Annotated in this window: 16 protein-coding genes; all 16 read right to left on the bottom strand. The window is 44.4% G+C overall.

Going from position 1 to position 19,043, the window contains the following annotated elements; genetic code table 11:
• Window positions 1–110: 110 nt before the first annotated feature.
• Complete coding sequence (locus DWW60_RS01195; protein ID WP_055144434.1) at window positions 111–1,277, bottom strand: ribonuclease E/G; 1,167 nt, start codon at window positions 1,275–1,277, stop codon at window positions 111–113.
• A gap of 46 nt (window positions 1,278–1,323) precedes the next feature.
• Window positions 1,324–2,031, bottom strand: a complete 708-nt coding sequence (locus tag DWW60_RS01190; protein WP_242859136.1) for a TIGR03936 family radical SAM-associated protein — start codon at window positions 2,029–2,031, stop codon at window positions 1,324–1,326.
• Window positions 2,006–3,874 carry a TIGR03960 family B12-binding radical SAM protein gene (locus DWW60_RS01185; protein ID WP_055144429.1) on the bottom strand — a complete coding sequence of 623 codons (1,869 nt, stop codon included), beginning with the start codon at window positions 3,872–3,874 and terminating at the stop codon, window positions 2,006–2,008. Before DWW60_RS01185 ends, DWW60_RS01190 begins: the two co-directional genes overlap by 26 nt.
• A 167-nt stretch (window positions 3,875–4,041) precedes the next feature.
• On the bottom strand, window positions 4,042–5,406 hold the full coding sequence (locus DWW60_RS01180) for a PFL family protein (RefSeq protein WP_022216453.1): 1,365 nt from the start codon (window positions 5,404–5,406) through the stop codon (window positions 4,042–4,044).
• A gap of 36 nt (window positions 5,407–5,442) precedes the next feature.
• Window positions 5,443–5,715: an ACT domain-containing protein gene (locus tag DWW60_RS01175; RefSeq protein ID WP_015534945.1), complete on the bottom strand. Its 273-nt coding sequence runs from the start codon at window positions 5,713–5,715 to the stop codon at window positions 5,443–5,445.
• Between the two features lie 73 nt (window positions 5,716–5,788).
• A complete protein-coding gene (locus DWW60_RS01170; RefSeq protein ID WP_015534947.1) occupies window positions 5,789–6,586 on the bottom strand; it encodes an MBL fold metallo-hydrolase in 798 nt (265 codons plus the stop codon).
• Window positions 6,583–8,022, bottom strand: coding sequence for an ASKHA domain-containing protein (locus tag DWW60_RS01165; RefSeq protein ID WP_117874320.1), 1,440 nt, complete (start codon window positions 8,020–8,022; stop codon window positions 6,583–6,585). The genes DWW60_RS01170 and DWW60_RS01165 overlap by 4 nt, the downstream gene beginning before the upstream one ends.
• A gap of 15 nt (window positions 8,023–8,037) precedes the next feature.
• The gene (gene ilvA, locus DWW60_RS01160) at window positions 8,038–9,282 is read right to left on the bottom strand and encodes a threonine ammonia-lyase (RefSeq protein ID WP_015534949.1); all 1,245 of its coding nucleotides are present in this window, start codon (window positions 9,280–9,282) and stop codon (window positions 8,038–8,040) included.
• Between the two features lie 107 nt (window positions 9,283–9,389).
• The gene (gene ftsY, locus DWW60_RS01155) at window positions 9,390–10,367 is read right to left on the bottom strand and encodes a signal recognition particle-docking protein FtsY (protein WP_022216450.1); all 978 of its coding nucleotides are present in this window, start codon (window positions 10,365–10,367) and stop codon (window positions 9,390–9,392) included.
• A 30-nt stretch (window positions 10,368–10,397) separates the two neighbouring features.
• The gene (smc, locus tag DWW60_RS01150; RefSeq protein ID WP_117874215.1) at window positions 10,398–13,955 is read right to left on the bottom strand and encodes a chromosome segregation protein SMC; all 3,558 of its coding nucleotides are present in this window, start codon (window positions 13,953–13,955) and stop codon (window positions 10,398–10,400) included.
• 3 nt (window positions 13,956–13,958) lie between these two features.
• Window positions 13,959–14,648: a ribonuclease III gene (gene rnc / locus DWW60_RS01145; protein WP_022216448.1), complete on the bottom strand. Its 690-nt coding sequence runs from the start codon at window positions 14,646–14,648 to the stop codon at window positions 13,959–13,961.
• On the bottom strand, window positions 14,648–15,658 hold the full coding sequence (gene plsX, locus DWW60_RS01140; protein ID WP_022216447.1) for a phosphate acyltransferase PlsX: 1,011 nt from the start codon (window positions 15,656–15,658) through the stop codon (window positions 14,648–14,650). Before plsX ends, rnc begins: the two co-directional genes overlap by 1 nt.
• 229 nt (window positions 15,659–15,887) lie before the next feature.
• Entirely contained in the window at window positions 15,888–16,070 is a 183-nt protein-coding gene (gene rpmF / locus DWW60_RS01135) for a 50S ribosomal protein L32 (protein WP_004850916.1), read from the bottom strand.
• Window positions 16,071–16,083: 13 nt separating this feature from the next.
• Window positions 16,084–16,599 carry a YceD family protein gene (locus DWW60_RS01130; protein WP_015534953.1) on the bottom strand — a complete coding sequence of 172 codons (516 nt, stop codon included), beginning with the start codon at window positions 16,597–16,599 and terminating at the stop codon, window positions 16,084–16,086.
• Window positions 16,600–16,717: 118 nt separating this feature from the next.
• Entirely contained in the window at window positions 16,718–17,911 is a 1,194-nt protein-coding gene (locus DWW60_RS01125) for an acetate/propionate family kinase (RefSeq protein ID WP_117874214.1), read from the bottom strand.
• A gap of 57 nt (window positions 17,912–17,968) precedes the next feature.
• Window positions 17,969–19,000 carry a phosphate acetyltransferase gene (gene pta, locus DWW60_RS01120; protein WP_015534954.1) on the bottom strand — a complete coding sequence of 344 codons (1,032 nt, stop codon included), beginning with the start codon at window positions 18,998–19,000 and terminating at the stop codon, window positions 17,969–17,971.
• Between the last annotated feature and the right edge of the window lie 43 nt (window positions 19,001–19,043).

Below are 19,043 nucleotides of genomic sequence, written 5' to 3'. Positions count from 1 at the left end.
TGACACACTTATACCTAACTGTGCGGCATACTCATATAATCTACCATTGAGATGATTATTTGTCAATAATTTTCTGATATATTTTTACAATATTTTTTGATTTATTTTCATCAAAGCTTAACCATTTCGTGAAGCGGTCTCTTTAACTTCTTTCTGGTCAGCTCTATAAGTCCAAGCTTGGTGATATCTACGAATTTGGCTGGTACAGGATCGTCTGCCAGCTCTCTTATCAGGGTATCACGTATCCTGAGAATATCATCGGGATTCTTCATGTTTATAAAGTCTATGACTACTATCCCTGACAGATTGCGGAGTCTTAACTGACGGCAGGTTTCGATGGCCGCCTCGGTGTTGACCTTCAGCATGTGCTGTTCCATATCTCTGCCTGATATAGCCTTGCCTGTATTCACATCCACAACTACCATGGCCTCAGTCTGCTGGATTATAAGGTAGGCACCTGACTTAAGCCATACTCTCTCCTTTAGAGCTCCCTCCACTTCTTTATTGAGATTGTAGATTGCCGTAAGCGGACATTCTGTATCGGTATGAAGCGTTAAGTCTATTGTTCCAGGCTGTTTTTTCTCTATGTAATCCTCAAATACGTGGAATATTTCTTCATCATCGGTTACCAGTGAATCTAGCTTATTACTTCCCATGAAAGTTATGTTTTCTATATATTCCGGTGGATTCCGGTACAGACAGGAAAAGCATTTTCTGGTTGCTGCGGCCTTCAGGATCTGTGTGAGACGACCGCCCAGCTCATTCAGTTCACGTTTTATGAGTTCAGGGTCCGCATCCACAGCATTTGTCCTAATGATACAACCTATACCCGCCGGGAGGGTATTTCGCGCGATGTCCTTAAGCTCGTCCCGGAGCTTTCTGCTGCTTATCTTGTTCGATACACCGATCTGTTCCCCGGTGTGGACCACACAGTAATCCCCGCGGAGGGTGAGCTCCGATGAACCAACAGGGTTCTTGGTCTTGACTGCGTCACGGCTGATCTGAACGACTATCTCATCGCCGATCCTGAGCTTTGTGTGCTCCCTACCATCGGCGTATATAATATCATTGTCATCCAGACTGTAGTAGCAGGGAAGTCTGTCACCGTAATCCACGAAGCAGGCATTTATATTGTTTACGATGTTGGCCACCTTGCCCACATAGATATTGCCGAGGACTGTACTGCCCTCTGACAGGTTAAGATCTGTGACTTTGCCATCCTGTATAACAGCCTGTAATATTTTGTTGTCGTAGTGTGTAACTACCAGCTTTCTCATGTGATATTCCCCTTATAATCTTTCAAATATACGGTCAGGCAGACTCTTAGAATGGTGAACCGGCCTTGTATAGAGGTATTATATTGCCATCAGGGCCATCCATGTACGTCTCCAGTCTGTGAATATGATAATGGAACTGGTTGTGACTGACACCCGCATACGCGCAGAGAGCCTGCATGACGAGCTCCGGCTTGAGGTTGTATTCACTTCCGGTTGACAGCAGCATATATATCTGATCGTCCCTCAGCTCGCAGGTCATGATACCAGGTTTTATATTCTCCTCGCGTTCGCTCTTCTTTGTTTTTTTCAGAATGACGATCTGATCCTGCGACATGAAGGATTCCACACTGTCCAGTATATTATGCCGTTCTTCAGTTCCTGCTTTGTCAAGGAATGAGATGACATAGTCCGATGCTGACACAACTGACATGGAGTTCTTTGCATCATCGGGAAGAAGTACACACTCAGTGACCTTCATCTCATCAACCGATACGGCATTCAATGCGTCGATCATCTCTCTGGATGTTGTAACGGATTCAAATTCTCCGTCAAAGTATTCGCCATCAGAAGTGATCCCCATGGCCAGCGGAGCGGCAAACGAGATGATCTGGTGAGGCGAATATCCCTTGGAATAGCTCACATCCAGACCGGCACGTCTTATCTCCTTCTGGAAATATCTCATAACGTCAAGGTGTCCTATAAATCTGAGGTTACCGAGCTTGGAGTATTTAATTCTTATTTTCAAAACATACACCTCCTCCAAATCTTGCGGCACCACAGCCGGAACACTGCTGTCTGCAGTTAGGGGTTACCTTTTCGTTCTGGGCGTTCTCCCACTCTCTCTCAAGGAACTTTCTTGTGACTCCTATATCAATGAAATCCCATGGAAGTATCTCATCAACATTTCTGTCCCGGTATGTGTAGAAATCTATATCCAGACCGTGCTTTGCCATGGCGTTGTCCCAGTTTTCTTTTTTGAAGAACTCTGTCCATGCGTCAAATATCTGACCGGCCTTATAGACATCATATATTACATCGCAGAGCTTCCTGTCGCCTCGAGCAAGCAGTCCCTCAAGTATGGTGATATCTGCTTCGTGGTACTGGAACTTAAGACTCTTATGGTTTTTCTCTGCGCGGAATCTGTCCTTCACAAAGTATGCACGCTTGACAAATTCCTCAGGCCTTATCATCGGAGCCCACTGGAACGGAGTAAATGGCTTTGGCACAAAATATGATGCCGATGCGGTGACCATGACACGTCCATTTCGTTCTTCTCTTGGGATATTTGCAAAGAAAAGCTCAGTGATCTCCTCCGACAGGTCTGCAATCCCGGCAATATCGTCATATGTCTCAGTAGGAAGGCCCATCATGAAGTACAGCTTCACCTTATCCCAGCCGCCTTTGAAGGCCTTCAGGGCACCATCCATTATGTTCTCCTTTGTGAGACCCTTGTTTATAACATTTCTGAGTCTCTGCGTTCCTGCCTCAGGGGCAAATGTAAGTGAACTCTTCTTCACATCCTGGATCTTGCTCATGACATCCAGAGAGAAGGCGTCTATACGGAGCGATGGCAGAGAGATATTTACATGCTCATTGTCCATCTTCTCGATCAGGCAGTCTGTGAGCTCCGGAAGCTCCTCGTAATCACTCGACGACAGACTGCTGAAGGTTATCTCCTCGTGTCCTGTACTTGCCAGCATTTTCTCAGCATAGCCCTTTAACAGATTGACATCCTTAGGTCTGGTTGGTCTGTATATCATTCCAGCCTGGCAGAATCTGCAGCCTCTTATACATCCGCGCATGATCTCAAGAACAACTCTGTCCTGAGTGAGCTTCATGAATGACACAACAGGCTTCTCTGGGTATGTGACTTTGCTGTGATCCATGACGACTGTCTTGGTTATCGTGGCAGGCACATCTTCAAATCTAGGAGCAAATGAAGCTATCGTGCCATCTTCCTTGTATGTGACTTCATAGAGCTCAGGAACGTATAATCCCGGAATGTTGGACACCTTTATGAGAAATTCTTCCCTGGTCATATCAGAGTGCTTATACACCTTGTAAAGCTCCAGAAGTGCATCATATGATACTTCACCCTCACCCATATAGAATATGTCAAAGAAGTCTGCTATAGGCTCAGGATTGTATGAGCATGGGCCTCCGCCTATAACAAGTGTGTCTCCCTTTTTTCTGTCTCTTGTACGGAGTGGGATCCCTGCCAGATCAAGCACCTGAAGAATATTGGTGTAACACATCTCGTACTGGAGTGTTATTCCAAGGAAATCAAAATCCTTTATAGGATCCTGGGATTCCAGCGCGAACAGAGGGATGTCATGTTCTCTCATCTCCGCGTCCAGATCAGGCCATGGCGAATAAACTCTTTCACACCATGTGTCCTCTCTCCTGTTGAACATATCGTACAGTATCTGAATTCCGAGATGGGACATACCTATCTCGTATACATCAGGAAAACACATGCAGAAACGCACATCAACCTTGTCTTTGTCCTTCATAACACTGTTGTATTCTCCACCTATATATCTGGCGGGCTTTTCAACCTTCATCAGTATTTCATCCGGTAAAGCTAATCTTCTCATAAAATAATATCCTTAAATAATTTTCTTGTAATCATATTATCTGATATCTCCAAATGGAAATATTCAATTACAGCAAAAGAGATGCGCACGGAATATCCGTATTCAGTGCGCATCCTCTATATCTATATCGTATCAGGAACTGTGATCCTATACCGCATTATCCAATATTAGTTTTTGAAACTATGGATAGGGGCTGGAATACGTCCACCTCTGTTGACAAACTTATCACATGCAAATCTGTTGACAGGCATGATAGGTGCGTATCCGAGAAGTCCGCCAAATTCAGCCTGATCTCCAACTGTCTTACCGATAACAGGGATAAGTCTTACAGCGGTTGTCTTCTGGTTGATCATACCAAGAGCCATCTCATCAGCGATAATTCCTGATATGGTTGCAGGTGATGTATCACCAGGAATTGCTATCATATCAAGACCTACTGAACATACACATGTCATGGCCTCAAGTTTCTCAAGAGTTAATGCTCCTGCGGAAACTGCATCGATCATTCTCTGGTCCTCAGATACAGGGATGAATGCACCGGAGAGTCCTCCGACGTATGATGAAGCCATAACTCCACCCTTCTTAACCTGATCGTTGAGGAGCGCAAGTGCTGCTGTTGTACCAGGAGCTCCGGCGTATTCAAGACCGATCTCCTCGAGAATCTCACCTACACTGTCTCCGACTGCAGGAGTAGGGGCAAGTGACAGGTCAACTATACCAAATGGTACGCCGAGCATCTTGGATGCCTCTTTTGCAACGAGCTGTCCAACTCTGGTTACCTTGAAAGCTGTCTTCTTGATGGTCTCGCAGAGTTCCTCAAAGTTTTCTCCTCTTACCTTCTCAAGGGCTTTCTTTACAACACCAGGGCCGCTGACTCCGACATTGATGACACAGTCTCCCTCGGTAACACCGTGGAATGCACCGGCCATAAATGGGTTGTCATCAGGTGCGTTACAGAATACTACAAGCTTTGCACAACCGATGGAATCTGCTTCCTTGGTGAGCTCGGCAGTGTCTTTGATCATCTCTCCGAGAATCTTGACTGCATCCATATCTATACCGGTTTTGGTTGAACCTACATTTATGGAGCTGCACACCTTTCCTGTGCTTGAGAGTGCTTCAGGAATTGAACGGATAAGAAGCTCATCAGCAGGAGTCATGCCCTTATTTACAAGCGCTGAATATCCTCCGATGAAGTTGACTCCTATGGTGTCTGCAGCCTTGTCAAGAGCCTTTGCTATCTTTACAAAATCTCCGGTGGTCTTACATACGGAACCACCAACCAGTGCTATAGGTGTTACAGAAACTCTCTTGTTGACGATTGGTATACCATATCTTCTTGATATCTCCTGACCTGTTGATACAAGATCCTTGGCATATGTTGTTATCTTGTTATATATCTTTGTACATGTATCATCCACATCTGTGCCTACACAATCCAAAAGACTGATTCCCATTGTGATGGTACGAACATCCAGATTCATGTCTGAGATCATCTTATTGGTCTCGATTACTTCATTTATGCTAATCATGTATATCCTCTTTTCTGTCTGTCAGACTGTATATTATTAGATTCTGTGCATTGTCTCAAAGATCTTCTCGTGCTGTACCTTTATCTGTACTCCAATCTCTTCTCCGATCTGTCCGAGCTCTGATGCGATGAGCTCTGTTGATTTGGATGACTCCTGTGTATCAACCACCATCATCATGTTGAAGTACCCTGCAACTATAGTCTGTGATATGTCAAGTATATTGATCTGGTTGTTTGCCAGATATACACATACCTTAGCTGTGATTCCCACGCTGTCCTTACCTACTACAGTTATGATTCTCTTTTTCATTTCATTTATCCTCCTTGTTGATGATGGAGCCTGTACATACAGAACCCATCTTTATTCACTCCTAAAAATCAGCCTATGCCTCTATGGCAGCCATAGGCATGTCTCTTCTGGCTACTGCCAGCCCAAATTCCCTTACATCGTTGGCGTATGAATTGTTTTCAAGCTCCAGCTTGACTGTCTCGTATGCCAACTCTTCAAAATTGTTCTCCTTGCTCAGATGTCCCAGAAGGATACCCTTCACATGGTCATTCAGAAGTCTGTATATGAGCTGCCCTGACAATTCGTTGGACAGATGACCATAGTTGCCAAGGATTCGTCTCTTGAGATAATAAGGATATGGTCCTGCCTCAAGCATTCTGACATCATGATTGGCCTCAACTACCATTATATCTGAGTTGTCAAGCTTATCTACAATATAATCATTATAATTGCCCATATCAGTCGCTATGGACACTTTTTTGCCATCTCCATATAGGCTGTAGCATACCGGATCCGCTGCGTCATGCCAGATGGATGACGGATCAACGGTTATATCCTTTATCAGTATCTTTTCATCAGGACGAATCTCATGAAACAGTCCCTCATCGATACTGCCAAGTGAGGTCATCTTCTTCATCTCAGCTATGGTTCCTGCAGTGGCATATATAGGAACACCGTGCTTTCTTGCCAGAACACCTATGCCCTTCACATGATCTATATGCTCATGCGTTACAAGAACACCATCGAGTTCAGACGGCTTTATTCCCTCATCCTTAAGGGCGTTTTCAACCCTCTTGCAGCTTATGCCTACATCCACAAGAAGATGGGTATCGCTATTGCCGACGTAATAGCAGTTACCGCTGCTACCGCTTGCTATACTTAGTAATTTCATAATCTACTCTTCTGTTGTAATTTATTTGTACCATGTGACTGTGCGGTCCATGGTCTGAGATCCATATGACTGTAATATCTTCTGTCAAAGCCCTCAAGCTCACCGAGATTCACAGCAGTCAGGGTCTCTTTAAACGCATATATTCTATCAATAAAACTCTTATCAATCAAGCACTTATGTGCTCCGTGCAGGGATGTATTTCCTGCAAATTCTGATTTCCCCTGAAAACTGTCCGGAAAAAGTCCAAGGCTTACCGCACTTGATATATTAAGACTGCACCCGAAGCCTCCTGCCAGATATACACGTGATACGTCCTCTGCCGTTATCCCCGCCATATCCATGAGGGATTCTATCCCTGCACATATGGCTGCCTTTGCAAGGAGAAAGCTTCTGATCATATCCATGTCAATTGTCACTCCACCCGCAAGTCTGTAGCCGCCGTCTATATACTGATCAACCAGGACTCCATCGTCATTCACTATGTGTAGCAAATTAAGTCTGTTCAGCAGATCAAAGGCTGTGGTTGGAGCTGCAACACCTCTCCTCAGCATTCCCTCAAATGCCGGACCACATGCACATGAGGTGGCATAACCGATGCCCTGCTTTGCAAGTATGAGTTCTCCGTTTGTTCCGAGATCTGCAAACAACTGATATTTGTCAGACCTGTCAATGTTACAGACGACTGCACCGCACAATGCGTCAGCTCCAACAAATGCGCTGAGGTTAGGAAGACATGTGACTTCCGCACTGCAAAATCTTTCATCATCAAAGAAATCCTTCCCTGATACTGTTATACTGTCAGGATTCCTGATCTCAAATGGTGCATGCCCGAGATTGTCCAGAAGCAGCCGCTCCAGTATTGCATTCATGGTGGTGTTTCCGGAAATAATTATCCTTGATATATCTGCAGGGGCATACCCCATTCCGGCCAACTCTGAGGAAATCCTTGTGACTACTGAGCTTCTGAGCTTTGTCAGTCCATCTTCTGTGGAGCCTGTTCGGATCCTTGATATGACATCGCTGCCATATTCAATTTGCGGATTCATAAATCCACATCTGTCCGTGACACTTCCATCAGACATATCTATCTGTTCTATGGCGATGGTGGTGGTGCCTAAATCTATAGCTATGCCTATACCACGACCATCGCCATTATATACGTTGTTGAATTCATCAGCACCCTTGTACGAAGCAAGGACTGACATGTTATCCTCACCTATGGTTATCTGTATGTTATCAGTGATAGTGTAGGTACAGCTTTTTACCGTGCCCGCACCTTTTACATCCACCAGACATCTCTGACACCTTCCAAGACCTCCGCAGTTTCCACTGAACACATATCCGGCGCTGCACAGCACCTTGAACAGATTGGCACCGCGTCTGCAAGCGATTATTTTGTTGTCATTTACGGTTAAAGTGAGTTCATTGTTAATCATCGATATCAACTACAATTAATTGTATATTCCCTTTGTCATGACTTCCTTTGGCTTGTAGCCCTTATCAGCAAGTGTGTTGATGATGAGCTGCTTGTGCTCAGGGCCAAATGCCTCCATAGTGATAACAAGCTCAACTGCTGAATTCCTGTTGATGGATACGAACTGGTTGTGCTCAAGCTTGATAACATTTCCCTGGAGATCAGCGATAACCTTTGAAATGTTCATGAGTGCACCCGGCTTGTCAGGAAGAAGTGTTGAAACTGTGAAGATCCTGCTTCTTGCGATAAGTCCGTGCTGTACAAGTGAGGCAAATGTTATCATATCCATATTGCCGCCCGACAGTATGCTTACGACCTTGGCACCCTTTACATCGAGATGCTTAAGTGCTGCCACTGTGAGAAGGCCTGAATTCTCAACAAGAAGCTTGTGATTCTCAAGCATATCGAGGAATGAAACGATGAGTTCGTTATCCTCTACAGTTATAATATCATCTATGTTCTTCTGTATATATGGGAAAATCTTGCTTCCCGGTGTCTTTACTGCAGTTCCATCTGCAATGGTGTCTACATATGGAAGTGTTGTAACCTTCTTGTTCTTCAGTGAGACCTGCATACAGTTTGCTCCGGCAGGCTCAACACCTATGACCTTGATGTTCGGATTCATCATCTTGGCAAGTGTGGACACACCTGTTGCCAGACCGCCACCTCCGATAGGAACAAGGATATAGTCAACGAAAGGAAGCTCCTTTATGATCTCCATCGCAACCGAGCCCTGTCCTGTGGCAACATCGAGATCATCGAACGGATGAATGAATGTATAACCCTTGTCCTCTGCAAGCTCAAGAGCGTATGCACATGATTCATCATATACGTCTCCATACAGTATAACCTCTGCGCCGTATGCCTTAGTTCTGTTAACCTTGATGAGAGGTGTAGATGAAGGCATAACGATGGTCGCCTTTACTCCATATGCTTTTGCAGCATATGCCACACCCTGGGCATGATTTCCAGCCGAAGCTGTTATCAGTCCCTTCTGTCTCTCTTCATCTGAAAGAGTGCTTATCTTGTAATATGCACCCCTGATCTTGTATGCACCGGTCTTCTGAAGGTTCTCAGGTTTGAAGTATACCTTGTTGCCTGTTATCCCACTGAAATAGTCACTGTATATGAGCTTTGTAGGGAGAACCACCTTATGTACAATGTCGTAGGCCTCCTCAAATTTCGCAAGTGTCAGTTTGTCTGTTGTGTTCTGTTCTGCCATTTGTTAATGTCTCCTTATGTAAAAATCCTTTTGAAAATCATATATGGTTGTGCACAGATATAAGTACATTGACATACATACATATGATCATTATATATGCCGTAGTATTACATGTCATCGCCGATGAGCATATCGATCTCGGATCTGTCCTCGTCAAAATCTGCGAACAATGCGTTGACATATTCCTGAGGGTCAAATCTCTGGAGATCACCGATCTTCTCACCAACTCCGATAAACTTGACCGGTACGTCAAGCTCTGCCTGGATCGCTATCGCAATACCACCCTTGGCAGTTCCGTCAAGCTTGGTGATAACTATACCGTCAAGCTCAGTTACATTGCTGAACTGTCTTGCCTGTTCAAGGGCATTCTGACCTGTTGTTCCGTCCAGAACTATGAGCGCCTCAACATTTGCCTCCGGATAATCCCTTGTGATGATCCTTCTCATCTTTGCAAGCTCGTCCATGAGATTCTTCTTGTTGTGAAGTCTTCCCGCTGTATCAACGAGAAGGATGTCCGTATCTCTTGCCTTGGCGGCAGCCACTGCGTCGTATACAACTGCAGCGGGATCAGCGCCCTCATTGTGTGAAATTATATCAACCTGTGCCCTGTCAGCCCAGGTCTTTAACTGATCTATGGCGGCAGCTCTGAATGTATCGGCAGCAGCCATGAGAACCTTCTTGCCTCTCTGGCGGTACTGGGCAGCAAGCTTTCCGATGGTCGTTGTCTTGCCGACACCATTTACCCCGATGACCAGCACAACGGACTTCTTATTCTCGAAGTCGTACGCTGAATCGTCCACAGACATCTGGTTCTTGATTATATTGATCACAAGTTCCTTGCAGGCAGCAGGTTCTTTGATGTGGGAATCCTCAACCTTCTGCTTAAGTCCCTCTATAACCTTCTCAGTCGTCTCATATCCCATATCAGCCATGATAAATGTCTCTTCAAGATTCTCATAGAAATCATCATCTATATGGGATGCACCGAATACATCTGTAAAGCTTTCTACTATATTATCTCTTGTCTTTGCAAGACCTGCCTTAAGTCTCGCAAAAAATCCTTTTTTCTCTTTTTCCTCTGCCATGACATACCTCCTGTTTAATATCTTCTATTGTTATTTATCCAGATCGTTCTCAATAAGGTTGACTGATACGAGGGTAGATACACCCTTCTCCTGCATGGTTATACCGTACAGGATATCAGCAGCCTCCATGGTTCCCTTTCTGTGTGATATAACTATGAACTGCGTATCCTTTGTAAGCCTGTTGAGATACTGTGCAAATCTTCTTACGTTCGAGTCGTCAAGAGCCGCCTCTATCTCGTCCAGCAGACAGAAAGGTGATGGCTTCAGACTCTGAATTGCAAATAACAGTGCTATGGCGGTGAGGGACTTCTCTCCACCTGACAACTGCATCATATTCTGGAGCTTCTTTCCCGGTGGCTGTGCTATGATCCTGATACCTGTTTCAAGAAGATCCTCGGTATCAACCAGCTCAAGTGCACCACGTCCACCACCAAACAGCTCCTTGAATACCTTGTCGAACATGACCTGTATCTCCTTGAACTTCTCGGCAAACTGCTCCTGCATTGATTTTTCAAGCTCCGCAATGATATTTACGAGGTTGGTCTCCGCACTGACTATATCGTCATGCTGTCCCTTGAGAAATTCGTATCTCTCAGAGACTTCCTTGTAGTCATCTATGGCATTGACGTTGACATCTCCAAGGGATTTGATCTTGGCCTTTACTGCAACGATCTCCTTCTTTAGTGCCGGCAGTTCAGGAAGATTATCGTCCTTGAGTTCCTGGGCACTGCTGTATGTAAGCTCATACTCCTCCCACATATAGTTGCTGAGTTCGTCTGCTTTCTCAGTGTTCTTCTCGATTATCGATGTGAGCTTGTATGAGTCCTTCTCGAGTCCTGCAATCTTTTCGGAAAGTTCTTCTCGTCTGGCAAAGAATTCCTTGTGGCTCTGCTGTAATTCCTCTCTCTTGACTGAGAATTCGTTTACCTTGTCCTCGTTGTCAGCGATACTTCCGGTTCTGCTTGCGATATCTGTCTTTATAGCAGCTATCCTGTCTTCCAGCTCTGTGATCTCACTGAATGATGACTCCACGCGGCTTGTAAAGCCCTCAAGTTCTTCCTTGTATTTTTCGATATCCATATTTATTCTTCGGATATTTTCTACAATGAAGTCCTCTTTCTGCTTGACGGAATTAAACTTAATCATAAGCTCAGATACCCTTGCGTTTGCAGCGGTGAGCTTATCCTTGTTCTCCTGTCCCTGTCCCTCAAGTTCTTCCACTCTTGCCTCAGCTTCAAGCCTCATGGCTTCATGCTTTTTGTTGTTGTCGGCAAGAGAATTCTTATTGTTGTTTATCTCCGTTATCTGATTATTGAGCTCTGCTACCTCTTTCTCGATCGAGACAAATACTCTTTCAGATTCGGCAAGCTTTTCTTTGACCTGGTCAATACTCATGGTCAGAGTATTCTTTTTCAGATATGCCTGCTGCAGTTCGGAGTTGTATTGGTCTATATCCTGTCTGAGCTGATCTCTTGAAGTCTTAAGTTGTGCGTCGAGAGCCGCAGCCTTTGACGCTGTTGATTTCAGGTTATCGATTTGCTCCTTGAGTTCATCCAGCTCTCTCTTTCTTCCGAGAAGGTTACTGGAATTCCTGAATGCACCTCCGGTCATTGATCCGCCCGGATTTATCAGTTCTCCCTCTATGGTGACAAGTCTGAGCGACTGATTGTTCTTACGCGCTACCGCCAGGGCATTATCGATATTGTCGACAACTATGATCCTGCCTAAAAGGTTCTTTACCAGCGTGTTGAATTTGGAATCGACCTCAACAAGATCTGATGCAACTCCTATGACTCCTTTTTCCCTGAGCACATCATTTTTGACGGAACCGCGGTCTGTTATGGTGTTAAGCGGAAGAAATGTTGCACGTCCGAGTCTGTTGGTCTTCAGATATGAGATCATTCTCTTGGCAGTGGCATCGTCCTCAGTGACAATGTTCTGTATACTTCCGCCAAGGGCAGTCTCCACAGCGACCTCGTACTTCTGATTTACCGTGATTATGTCCGCAACAACGCCTATTATGCCCGGATTCCACTGCTTCTGTTCCATGACTCGTCTGATACTGTTGCCGTATCCGTCGTATCTCTCAGTTATATTTCTGAGAGCCTCCATCTTGGACTCTGTGGCCGAAAGCTTCTCGTTGGTGTTGTGGATCAGCTCACGGTTAGTTTTGTTTCTATTCTGATTCTGGGCAAGCTGATCGGTTGCACTGTCCAATCCCGCGAGAATGACCTTTACTCCCGCCTCAAGTTCGGCAAGCTGTGATGACAGTGACTCATATTCCTTCTTGTCCCCGGCATCGTCGCTCTTAAACTGCAGAAGTCTCTGGTTGAGCTGTGTCTTTCTAAAGTTGATATTCTCCAGCATAGCGTCATATCTTCCGACCTTTGCCTGGAGATTACCGCTCTCATGCATATATTCTATGATGTCAGCCTTGCAGCTCTCAATCTCCTGCTGGCAGGCCTCTATGTAGGAGGTCATGTCGGAGCTTTCCTTCTGGGCTGTTTTAAGCGCCTGTTCAACTTCTGAGATAGAGTCATCCAGTTCATCTTTCTGGGATGTGTAATCTGCGAGTTCTTTCTCGCCGGACTCGATCTGGCTGTTGATTCGGTCTATCTGATCATGTATGTTCTGATCGTTCATTTTGAGTGTGATTATCTGCTGGTTGATAACATTTATCTCACCTTCAGCACGCTCTTTTGCAAGCCTGTTCTCATGAATCTCGTTTTTAGATGACTCAATTATGGAATTGAGCTGCTCTATAGCAGTCTCTATCTGGTCGTATTCTTCCTTTGTCTGTTCATACGCCTGCTTGCTCTCATCTATATCATCGTTTACGATAGTGAGCCTGTTCTGATCTTCCTCGAGAGCTGTTTTAAGTTTCTCTGTCTCGAGAAGGAATGCATTCACATCGAGTTTTTTTAATTCATTTTTAAATGCCAGGTATTTCCTTGCGGTCTCAGACTGCTCCTTGAGTGGTCCGACCTGTTTTTCAAGCTCCTTGAGAATGTCGTTGACACGGCTGAGATTGTCCCTCTCTGCTTCAAGTGATTTCTCCGCAGCAGCCTTGTTCTTCTTGAACTTTACGATCCCGGCAGCCTCGTCAAAAAGCTCTCGTCTCTCCTCAGGTTTACCATTGAGGATCTTCTCGATCTGGCCCTGTCCGATGATTGAATAACCCTCCTTACCGATACCAGTGTCAAAGAAGAGAGAATATACATCCTTCAGTCTGCTGACAGTACCGTTAATCAGATATTCAGACTCTCCTGATCTGTATACTCGTCTTGCAACTGTGACTTCATTATAATCTATAGGAAGGCTGTGATCGCTGTTGTCAAGAGTTATGGCAACATATGCGGAGCCCTGCGGCTTTCTGAGCTGTGTTCCCGAGAAAATGACATCCTCCATCTTGGAACCACGGAGACTCTTGGCACTCTGTTCACCCAGAACCCATCTCACTGCATCCGCTACATTGCTCTTACCCGAACCATTAGGTCCAACGATACAGGTTATTCCGTGATTGAATTTGAATACTATCTTGTTTGCAAATGACTTGAAGCCATTTACCTCTATACTCTTTAAATACATAAATTAATCCTGCTTTTTTCTTAATTGTAACAATGTTTTGTATGCAGCCATCTGTTCGGAGTTCTTTCTGTTTGAACCCTCACCTCTGGCTGTAGCCTGGCCATCTATCATGGCATCCGATACAAATATCTTGTTATGTTCAGGCCCCTTCTCCTCTATGAGCTCATACTTTAATTCTTTTCCATTCTTCTGGCAGAATTCCTGAAGGGTTGACTTTGCATCGTAGAACAATGATTTTGTCTCAACGTCATCCAGCAGGAACTGATGGACAAACTTCTTGGCGACATCCATTCCGCCATCAAGATACATCGCACCGAGAACGGATTCAAAGAGATCACACAGAATGGATTTCCTTGTCCTTCCGCCTGTCTGGGCTTCACCCTTGCTAAGAAGGACAAATTTGCCATATCCAAGACTCTCGGATATCTGTGAAAGAGTAAATTCGCATACGAGACTTGCCCTCAGCTTTGTGAGTTTTCCCTCCTCATATTCTCTCTTCTTGCGGAAGAGATAGTCACTCACAATATACTCAAGGATGGCATCCCCGAGAAATTCAAGTCTCTCATATGACTCAGTTTTATTAACCTTAAGCTCATTTGCAAATGACGTGTGTGTCAGAGCCGTTATCAGAAGTCTTATATCCTTGAATTCGTATCCTATTCTTTTTTCAAGCTCACCATAATCCTTCTTCATTATGCCTGCTCCTCACTCAGCTTTTCAGCAATCTTGGCGTTTACTCCGGTCTCACTGAAGTTGATGCACTGGAATATTGCACTCTTAACTTCTTCGTTGTGTGAGTTGCCGTGGATCTTTACCACGAGTCCCTTAAGTCCAAGAAGAGGTGCTCCACCCTTTGTCTTGGCGTTGAATCTCTCCTTGAGCTCTCCGAGGGAATCCTTTATAAGTGCACCGCCGATCTTTGACTTGAATGAAGACATGACCGCTTTCTTGATCTCTCCAAGCAGCATTTTTGCAAGTCCCTCGTACAGCTTGAGGATAACATTTCCCACAAATGCTTCACATACGATGACATCTGCAGCACCATTTGGAATCTCACGAGCTTCTATACTTCCAACAAAATTGATGTCCTTACATTCCTTGAGCAGTGGGTATGTCTCTTTTACGAGGGCGTTACCCTTCTCCTCCTCGTCACCAATATTGACGATGGCTACTCTTGGCTTCTCGATCTTCTCGATGTTCTCCATATATATGGAACCCATCTTTGCAAACTGAAGCAGATGCTCAGGTCTCGCATCGACATTAGCACCGCAGTCAATAAGAAGCGAATATCCCTTGGTCGTAGGGATGAGTGGTGCCAGAGGCGATCTCTTCACACCTTTGGATCTTCCGACGATAAGCTGTCCTCCTGCAAGAATGGCTCCTGAGCTTCCGGCTGAGATTATTGCGTCAGCCTCTCCACTTTTTACCATATTCATTCCAACTGTAAGTGATGAGTCTTTCTTGCTTCTGATTGCCTGAACAGGTGCATCGTGACATGTGATCTCCTCAGTACAGTTCTTTATCTCTATCTTGGAGGTGTCATATGTGTATTTTGCAAGCTCACCCTTTATGACAGCCTCTTTTCCAGTGAGAATTATATGAGCCTTTGCCCCTTCGTTCACAGCTTCTACAGCACCTCTTATGATCCACTCCGGTGCATAATCTCCGCCCATAGCATCTACTACAATTCTTGTATCGCCCATATCAAAACTCTCCTATCTTACGTGTATTATGGGATATCCCACCATATAATTATTTTTAGGTGCAAACGCACAAGGTCATTATATATTTCTGAATTGTCAAAGTCAAATATTTCAGTACAAATATACAAACCGCCATGTATATATGTGCACGAAAAAAGACCTTCCTTATTATAAAAATAAGAAAGGTCTTGTTTATTCTACTACTCAAATACCGAGTGAGAACTGGAAATTACTCAGCAACTGAGATAATCTCTTTCTTGTTGTATGAACCGCAGTTCTTACAAACTCTGTGTGGAACCATTAACTCGCCACACTTGCTGCACTTAACTAATGCTGGTGCAGACATCTTCCAGTTAGCTCTTCTCTTATCTCTTCTAGCCTTTGAGCTCTTATTCTTTGGACAAATTGACATTATTCACACCTCCTCAATTCTTTAAGATGTCATTAAAAACTGATAATCTCGGATCAGGAACAAAATCATCACAGTTACATGTACCATGATTCAGATTCGTTCCACACACCTTACAGAGTCCCTTGCAGTCATCCCTGCACAGAATCTGTATTGGAACTAAACCCATCAGTTCCTTTTTCAACAGTGCGTCCATATCGATATTACAGTCTTCAAAATAGCTTAACTCATCTATCTCATCTACCTTATCAGAATCCAAAACGGAAGTATCAATAACTGTGTCGATATCTATATGGAAAGTTCTCTCAAACTCCTCCAGACATCTGTCACACACAAGCTCCATGACAACATCAGTGCTTCCGGTAACCTTGACTCTGTTCTTGCCGTCATTCGACAGATTCAGTTGAAAATCATCTGCCTGTCCAATCCGGTAGTCCATTCCCTTAAACTGGAAACTATCAAAGTCTACATGTACTTCAACGCTTTTAGTCAATCCCTCAGTGGATAAAATCTCAGATAAATCAATTAACATAATATCTCCTAAAAATCGCACATCTGCTATTATACATATACAGATATTTATTGTCAACAAAATATTGCAAAATTTTTATACAATTCCGTCAACTGAATCCTGTCGTTATACAGAAGACTTATTTTGTAACAAGCTCTACAGTCTCTCTTGCAATGGCAAGCTCTTCGTTTGTAGGAACTACCCATACCTGAACCTTTGAAGCGTCAGTGGATATCTTCTGCTCTTCGCCGCGGATCTCGTTCTTAGTCTCATCTATATCGATACCCATGAATGAAAGATCCATTGTTGAAACTCTTCTTACATATGGATTGTTCTCTCCGATTCCTGCCGTAAACGCTATCGCATCGAGACCTCCCATTGCGGCTGCATATGCTCCAATATATTTCTTGACACTGTAGCAGAATACATCGAGAGCAAGACGGCATCTGTCATTGCCTTCCTTCATGCCGGCGTCAAGATCTCTGAAATCACTTGATACGCCTGAAAGTCCTGATACACCTGACTTCTTATTAAGAATAGTTGTTATCTCCTCAACGCTCTTGCCCTCTTTGCCGGCAATGAACTCAAGAATCGCAGGATCTATATCACCGCTTCTTGTGCCCATAGGAAGACCTGCAAGAGGTGTGAGTCCCATGGAAGTGTCCACTGACTTACCGCCGTCAACTGCTGTGATACTTGATCCGTTTCCAAGGTGGCATACGATAAGCTTGGTATCTTTGATATCCCTGCCTATAAGCTCTGCCAGTCTCTTGGATACAAAGCTGTGGCTTGTTCCGTGGAAACCGTATCTTCTTATCTTATAATTCTTGTAATATTCGTAAGGTATTGCATATGTATATGCTTTATCAGGCATGGTCTGGTGGAACGCTGTATCAAATACCGCAACCATAGGAACACCCGGCATATGTGCCTGACATGCTCTGATTCCAATGAGGTTGGCAGGGTTGTGAAGTGGTGCAAGATCATTACACTCTTCTATGGCCGCCATTACTTCGTCTGTTATAACTACTGAATTCGCAAACTTCTCACCGCCGTGAACTATTCTGTGTCCAACAGCATCGATCTCTGACAGTGAAGCGATAGCTCCCTTATCTGTATCAAGAAGAGCGTCAAGAACAAATTTTACAGCAGCATTGTGATCCGGCATAGCGGCATCCACTGTATACTTATCCTTACCCATGGTCTGATGTGTGAGCTTTCCGTCGATACCGATCCTCTCACACAGTCCTTTTGCTATAACAGCCTCTGTATCAGAATCAATAAGCTGATACTTCAGTGATGAACTACCACAATTAATTACAAGAACCTTCATTTCAATCCTCCTGCACAACTTATGTGTAAATAAATCATCTTTAAAAATTATCTTTTACTATCTCTCTTTTGGAGTTACCTTCATTCTGCCGTCCTCCTGAGCCTGAGCCTGGATAGCTGTTATGGCAACAACTCCAACTATATCGTCTGCAACACAGCCTCTTGACAGGTCGTTTACAGGCTTTGCAATACCCTGTGTAACAGGACCATATGCATCAGCCTTTGCGAGTCTCTGTACAAGCTTGTATCCGATGTTCGCTGCATCAAGATCAGGGAACACAAGAACATTCGCTTGTCCTGCGACCTTGCTTCCAGGTGCCTTTGATGCTGCAACCTCAGGAACGAGTGCTGCATCTGACTGAAGCTCACCATCACACAGAAGGTCAGGAAACTCAGCGTTAACGATCTCTGTAGCTTCAATAACCTTGTCAACGTCAGGATGCTTTGCGCTTCCCTTTGTTGAATGTGACAGCATAGCCACAACAGGTGTCTCATCAACCAGAAGTTCAAATGACTTCGCTGACTGCTCTGCGATATCTGCAAGCTCTGACGCTGACGGGCTCTGATTGAGTCCTGCATCTGCAAATACAAATGTTCCGTTGGCACCATACTGACAATCTGGAACTACAACCAGGAAGAATGCTGATACGATTCTTGTTCCCGGAGCAGTCTTCAGTGTCTGAAGTGCTGCACGGAGCACATCTGCTGATGCATTGATCGCACCGGCAACCATACCGTCTGCATCATCCTGCTTAACCATCATACATCCAAAATATAATGGGTTTGTTAAAAGCAGTTCCTTGGCTCTTGCCTCGGTCATGCCCTTCTTTCTTCTCATCTCTACAAAAGCATCCACGTATTCATCAAATTTCTCATAATTCTTAGGGTCAACAAATGATGCTCCGCTGAGATCGATATCACCAGCTCTGCTCATGATATCTTCCTTGTCTCCAACCAGGATAATGTTCGCAATGCCCTCTGCCAATACCTTGCCGGCTGCCTCGATTGTTCTCATGTCTGATGTCTCAGGCAGTACGATAGTTTTCTTATTCTGTTTGGCTTTTTCTTTTAACTGATCAATAAACTTCATGTTTATTTCCCCCTTTGAAATAATGAAAACACACATAGTTAAA

Origin of the sequence: Coprococcus sp. AF16-22, assembly GCF_003461545.1 — a bacterium.
Taxonomy (GTDB): Bacteria; Bacillota; Clostridia; order Lachnospirales; family Lachnospiraceae; genus Coprococcus; species Coprococcus aceti.
This window is presented reverse-complemented; position numbering and strand designations above follow the sequence as displayed.

Coding starts and splice junctions, on each gene's coding strand:
- DWW60_RS01125 (WP_117874214.1), bottom strand. CDS start 17,911: ATGAAGGTTCTTGTAATTAATTGTGGTAGTTCATCACTGAAGTATCAG.
- pta (WP_015534954.1), bottom strand. CDS start 19,000: ATGAAGTTTATTGATCAGTTAAAAGAAAAAGCCAAACAGAATAAGAAA.
- ftsY (WP_022216450.1), bottom strand. CDS start 10,367: ATGGCAGAGGAAAAAGAGAAAAAAGGATTTTTTGCGAGACTTAAGGCA.
- smc (WP_117874215.1), bottom strand. CDS start 13,955: ATGTATTTAAAGAGTATAGAGGTAAATGGCTTCAAGTCATTTGCAAAC.
- DWW60_RS01195 (WP_055144434.1), bottom strand. CDS start 1,277: ATGAGAAAGCTGGTAGTTACACACTACGACAACAAAATATTACAGGCT.
- DWW60_RS01170 (WP_015534947.1), bottom strand. CDS start 6,586: ATGAAATTACTAAGTATAGCAAGCGGTAGCAGCGGTAACTGCTATTAC.
- DWW60_RS01175 (WP_015534945.1), bottom strand. CDS start 5,715: ATGAAAAAGAGAATCATAACTGTAGTAGGTAAGGACAGCGTGGGAATC.
- ilvA (WP_015534949.1), bottom strand. CDS start 9,282: ATGGCAGAACAGAACACAACAGACAAACTGACACTTGCGAAATTTGAG.
- DWW60_RS01165 (WP_117874320.1), bottom strand. CDS start 8,022: ATGATTAACAATGAACTCACTTTAACCGTAAATGACAACAAAATAATC.
- plsX (WP_022216447.1), bottom strand. CDS start 15,658: ATGGGCGATACAAGAATTGTAGTAGATGCTATGGGCGGAGATTATGCA.
- DWW60_RS01130 (WP_015534953.1), bottom strand. CDS start 16,599: ATGTTAATTGATTTATCTGAGATTTTATCCACTGAGGGATTGACTAAA.
- DWW60_RS01180 (WP_022216453.1), bottom strand. CDS start 5,406: ATGATTAGCATAAATGAAGTAATCGAGACCAATAAGATGATCTCAGAC.
- rnc (WP_022216448.1), bottom strand. CDS start 14,648: ATGAAGAAGGATTATGGTGAGCTTGAAAAAAGAATAGGATACGAATTC.
- DWW60_RS01185 (WP_055144429.1), bottom strand. CDS start 3,874: ATGAGAAGATTAGCTTTACCGGATGAAATACTGATGAAGGTTGAAAAG.
- rpmF (WP_004850916.1), bottom strand. CDS start 16,070: ATGTCAATTTGTCCAAAGAATAAGAGCTCAAAGGCTAGAAGAGATAAG.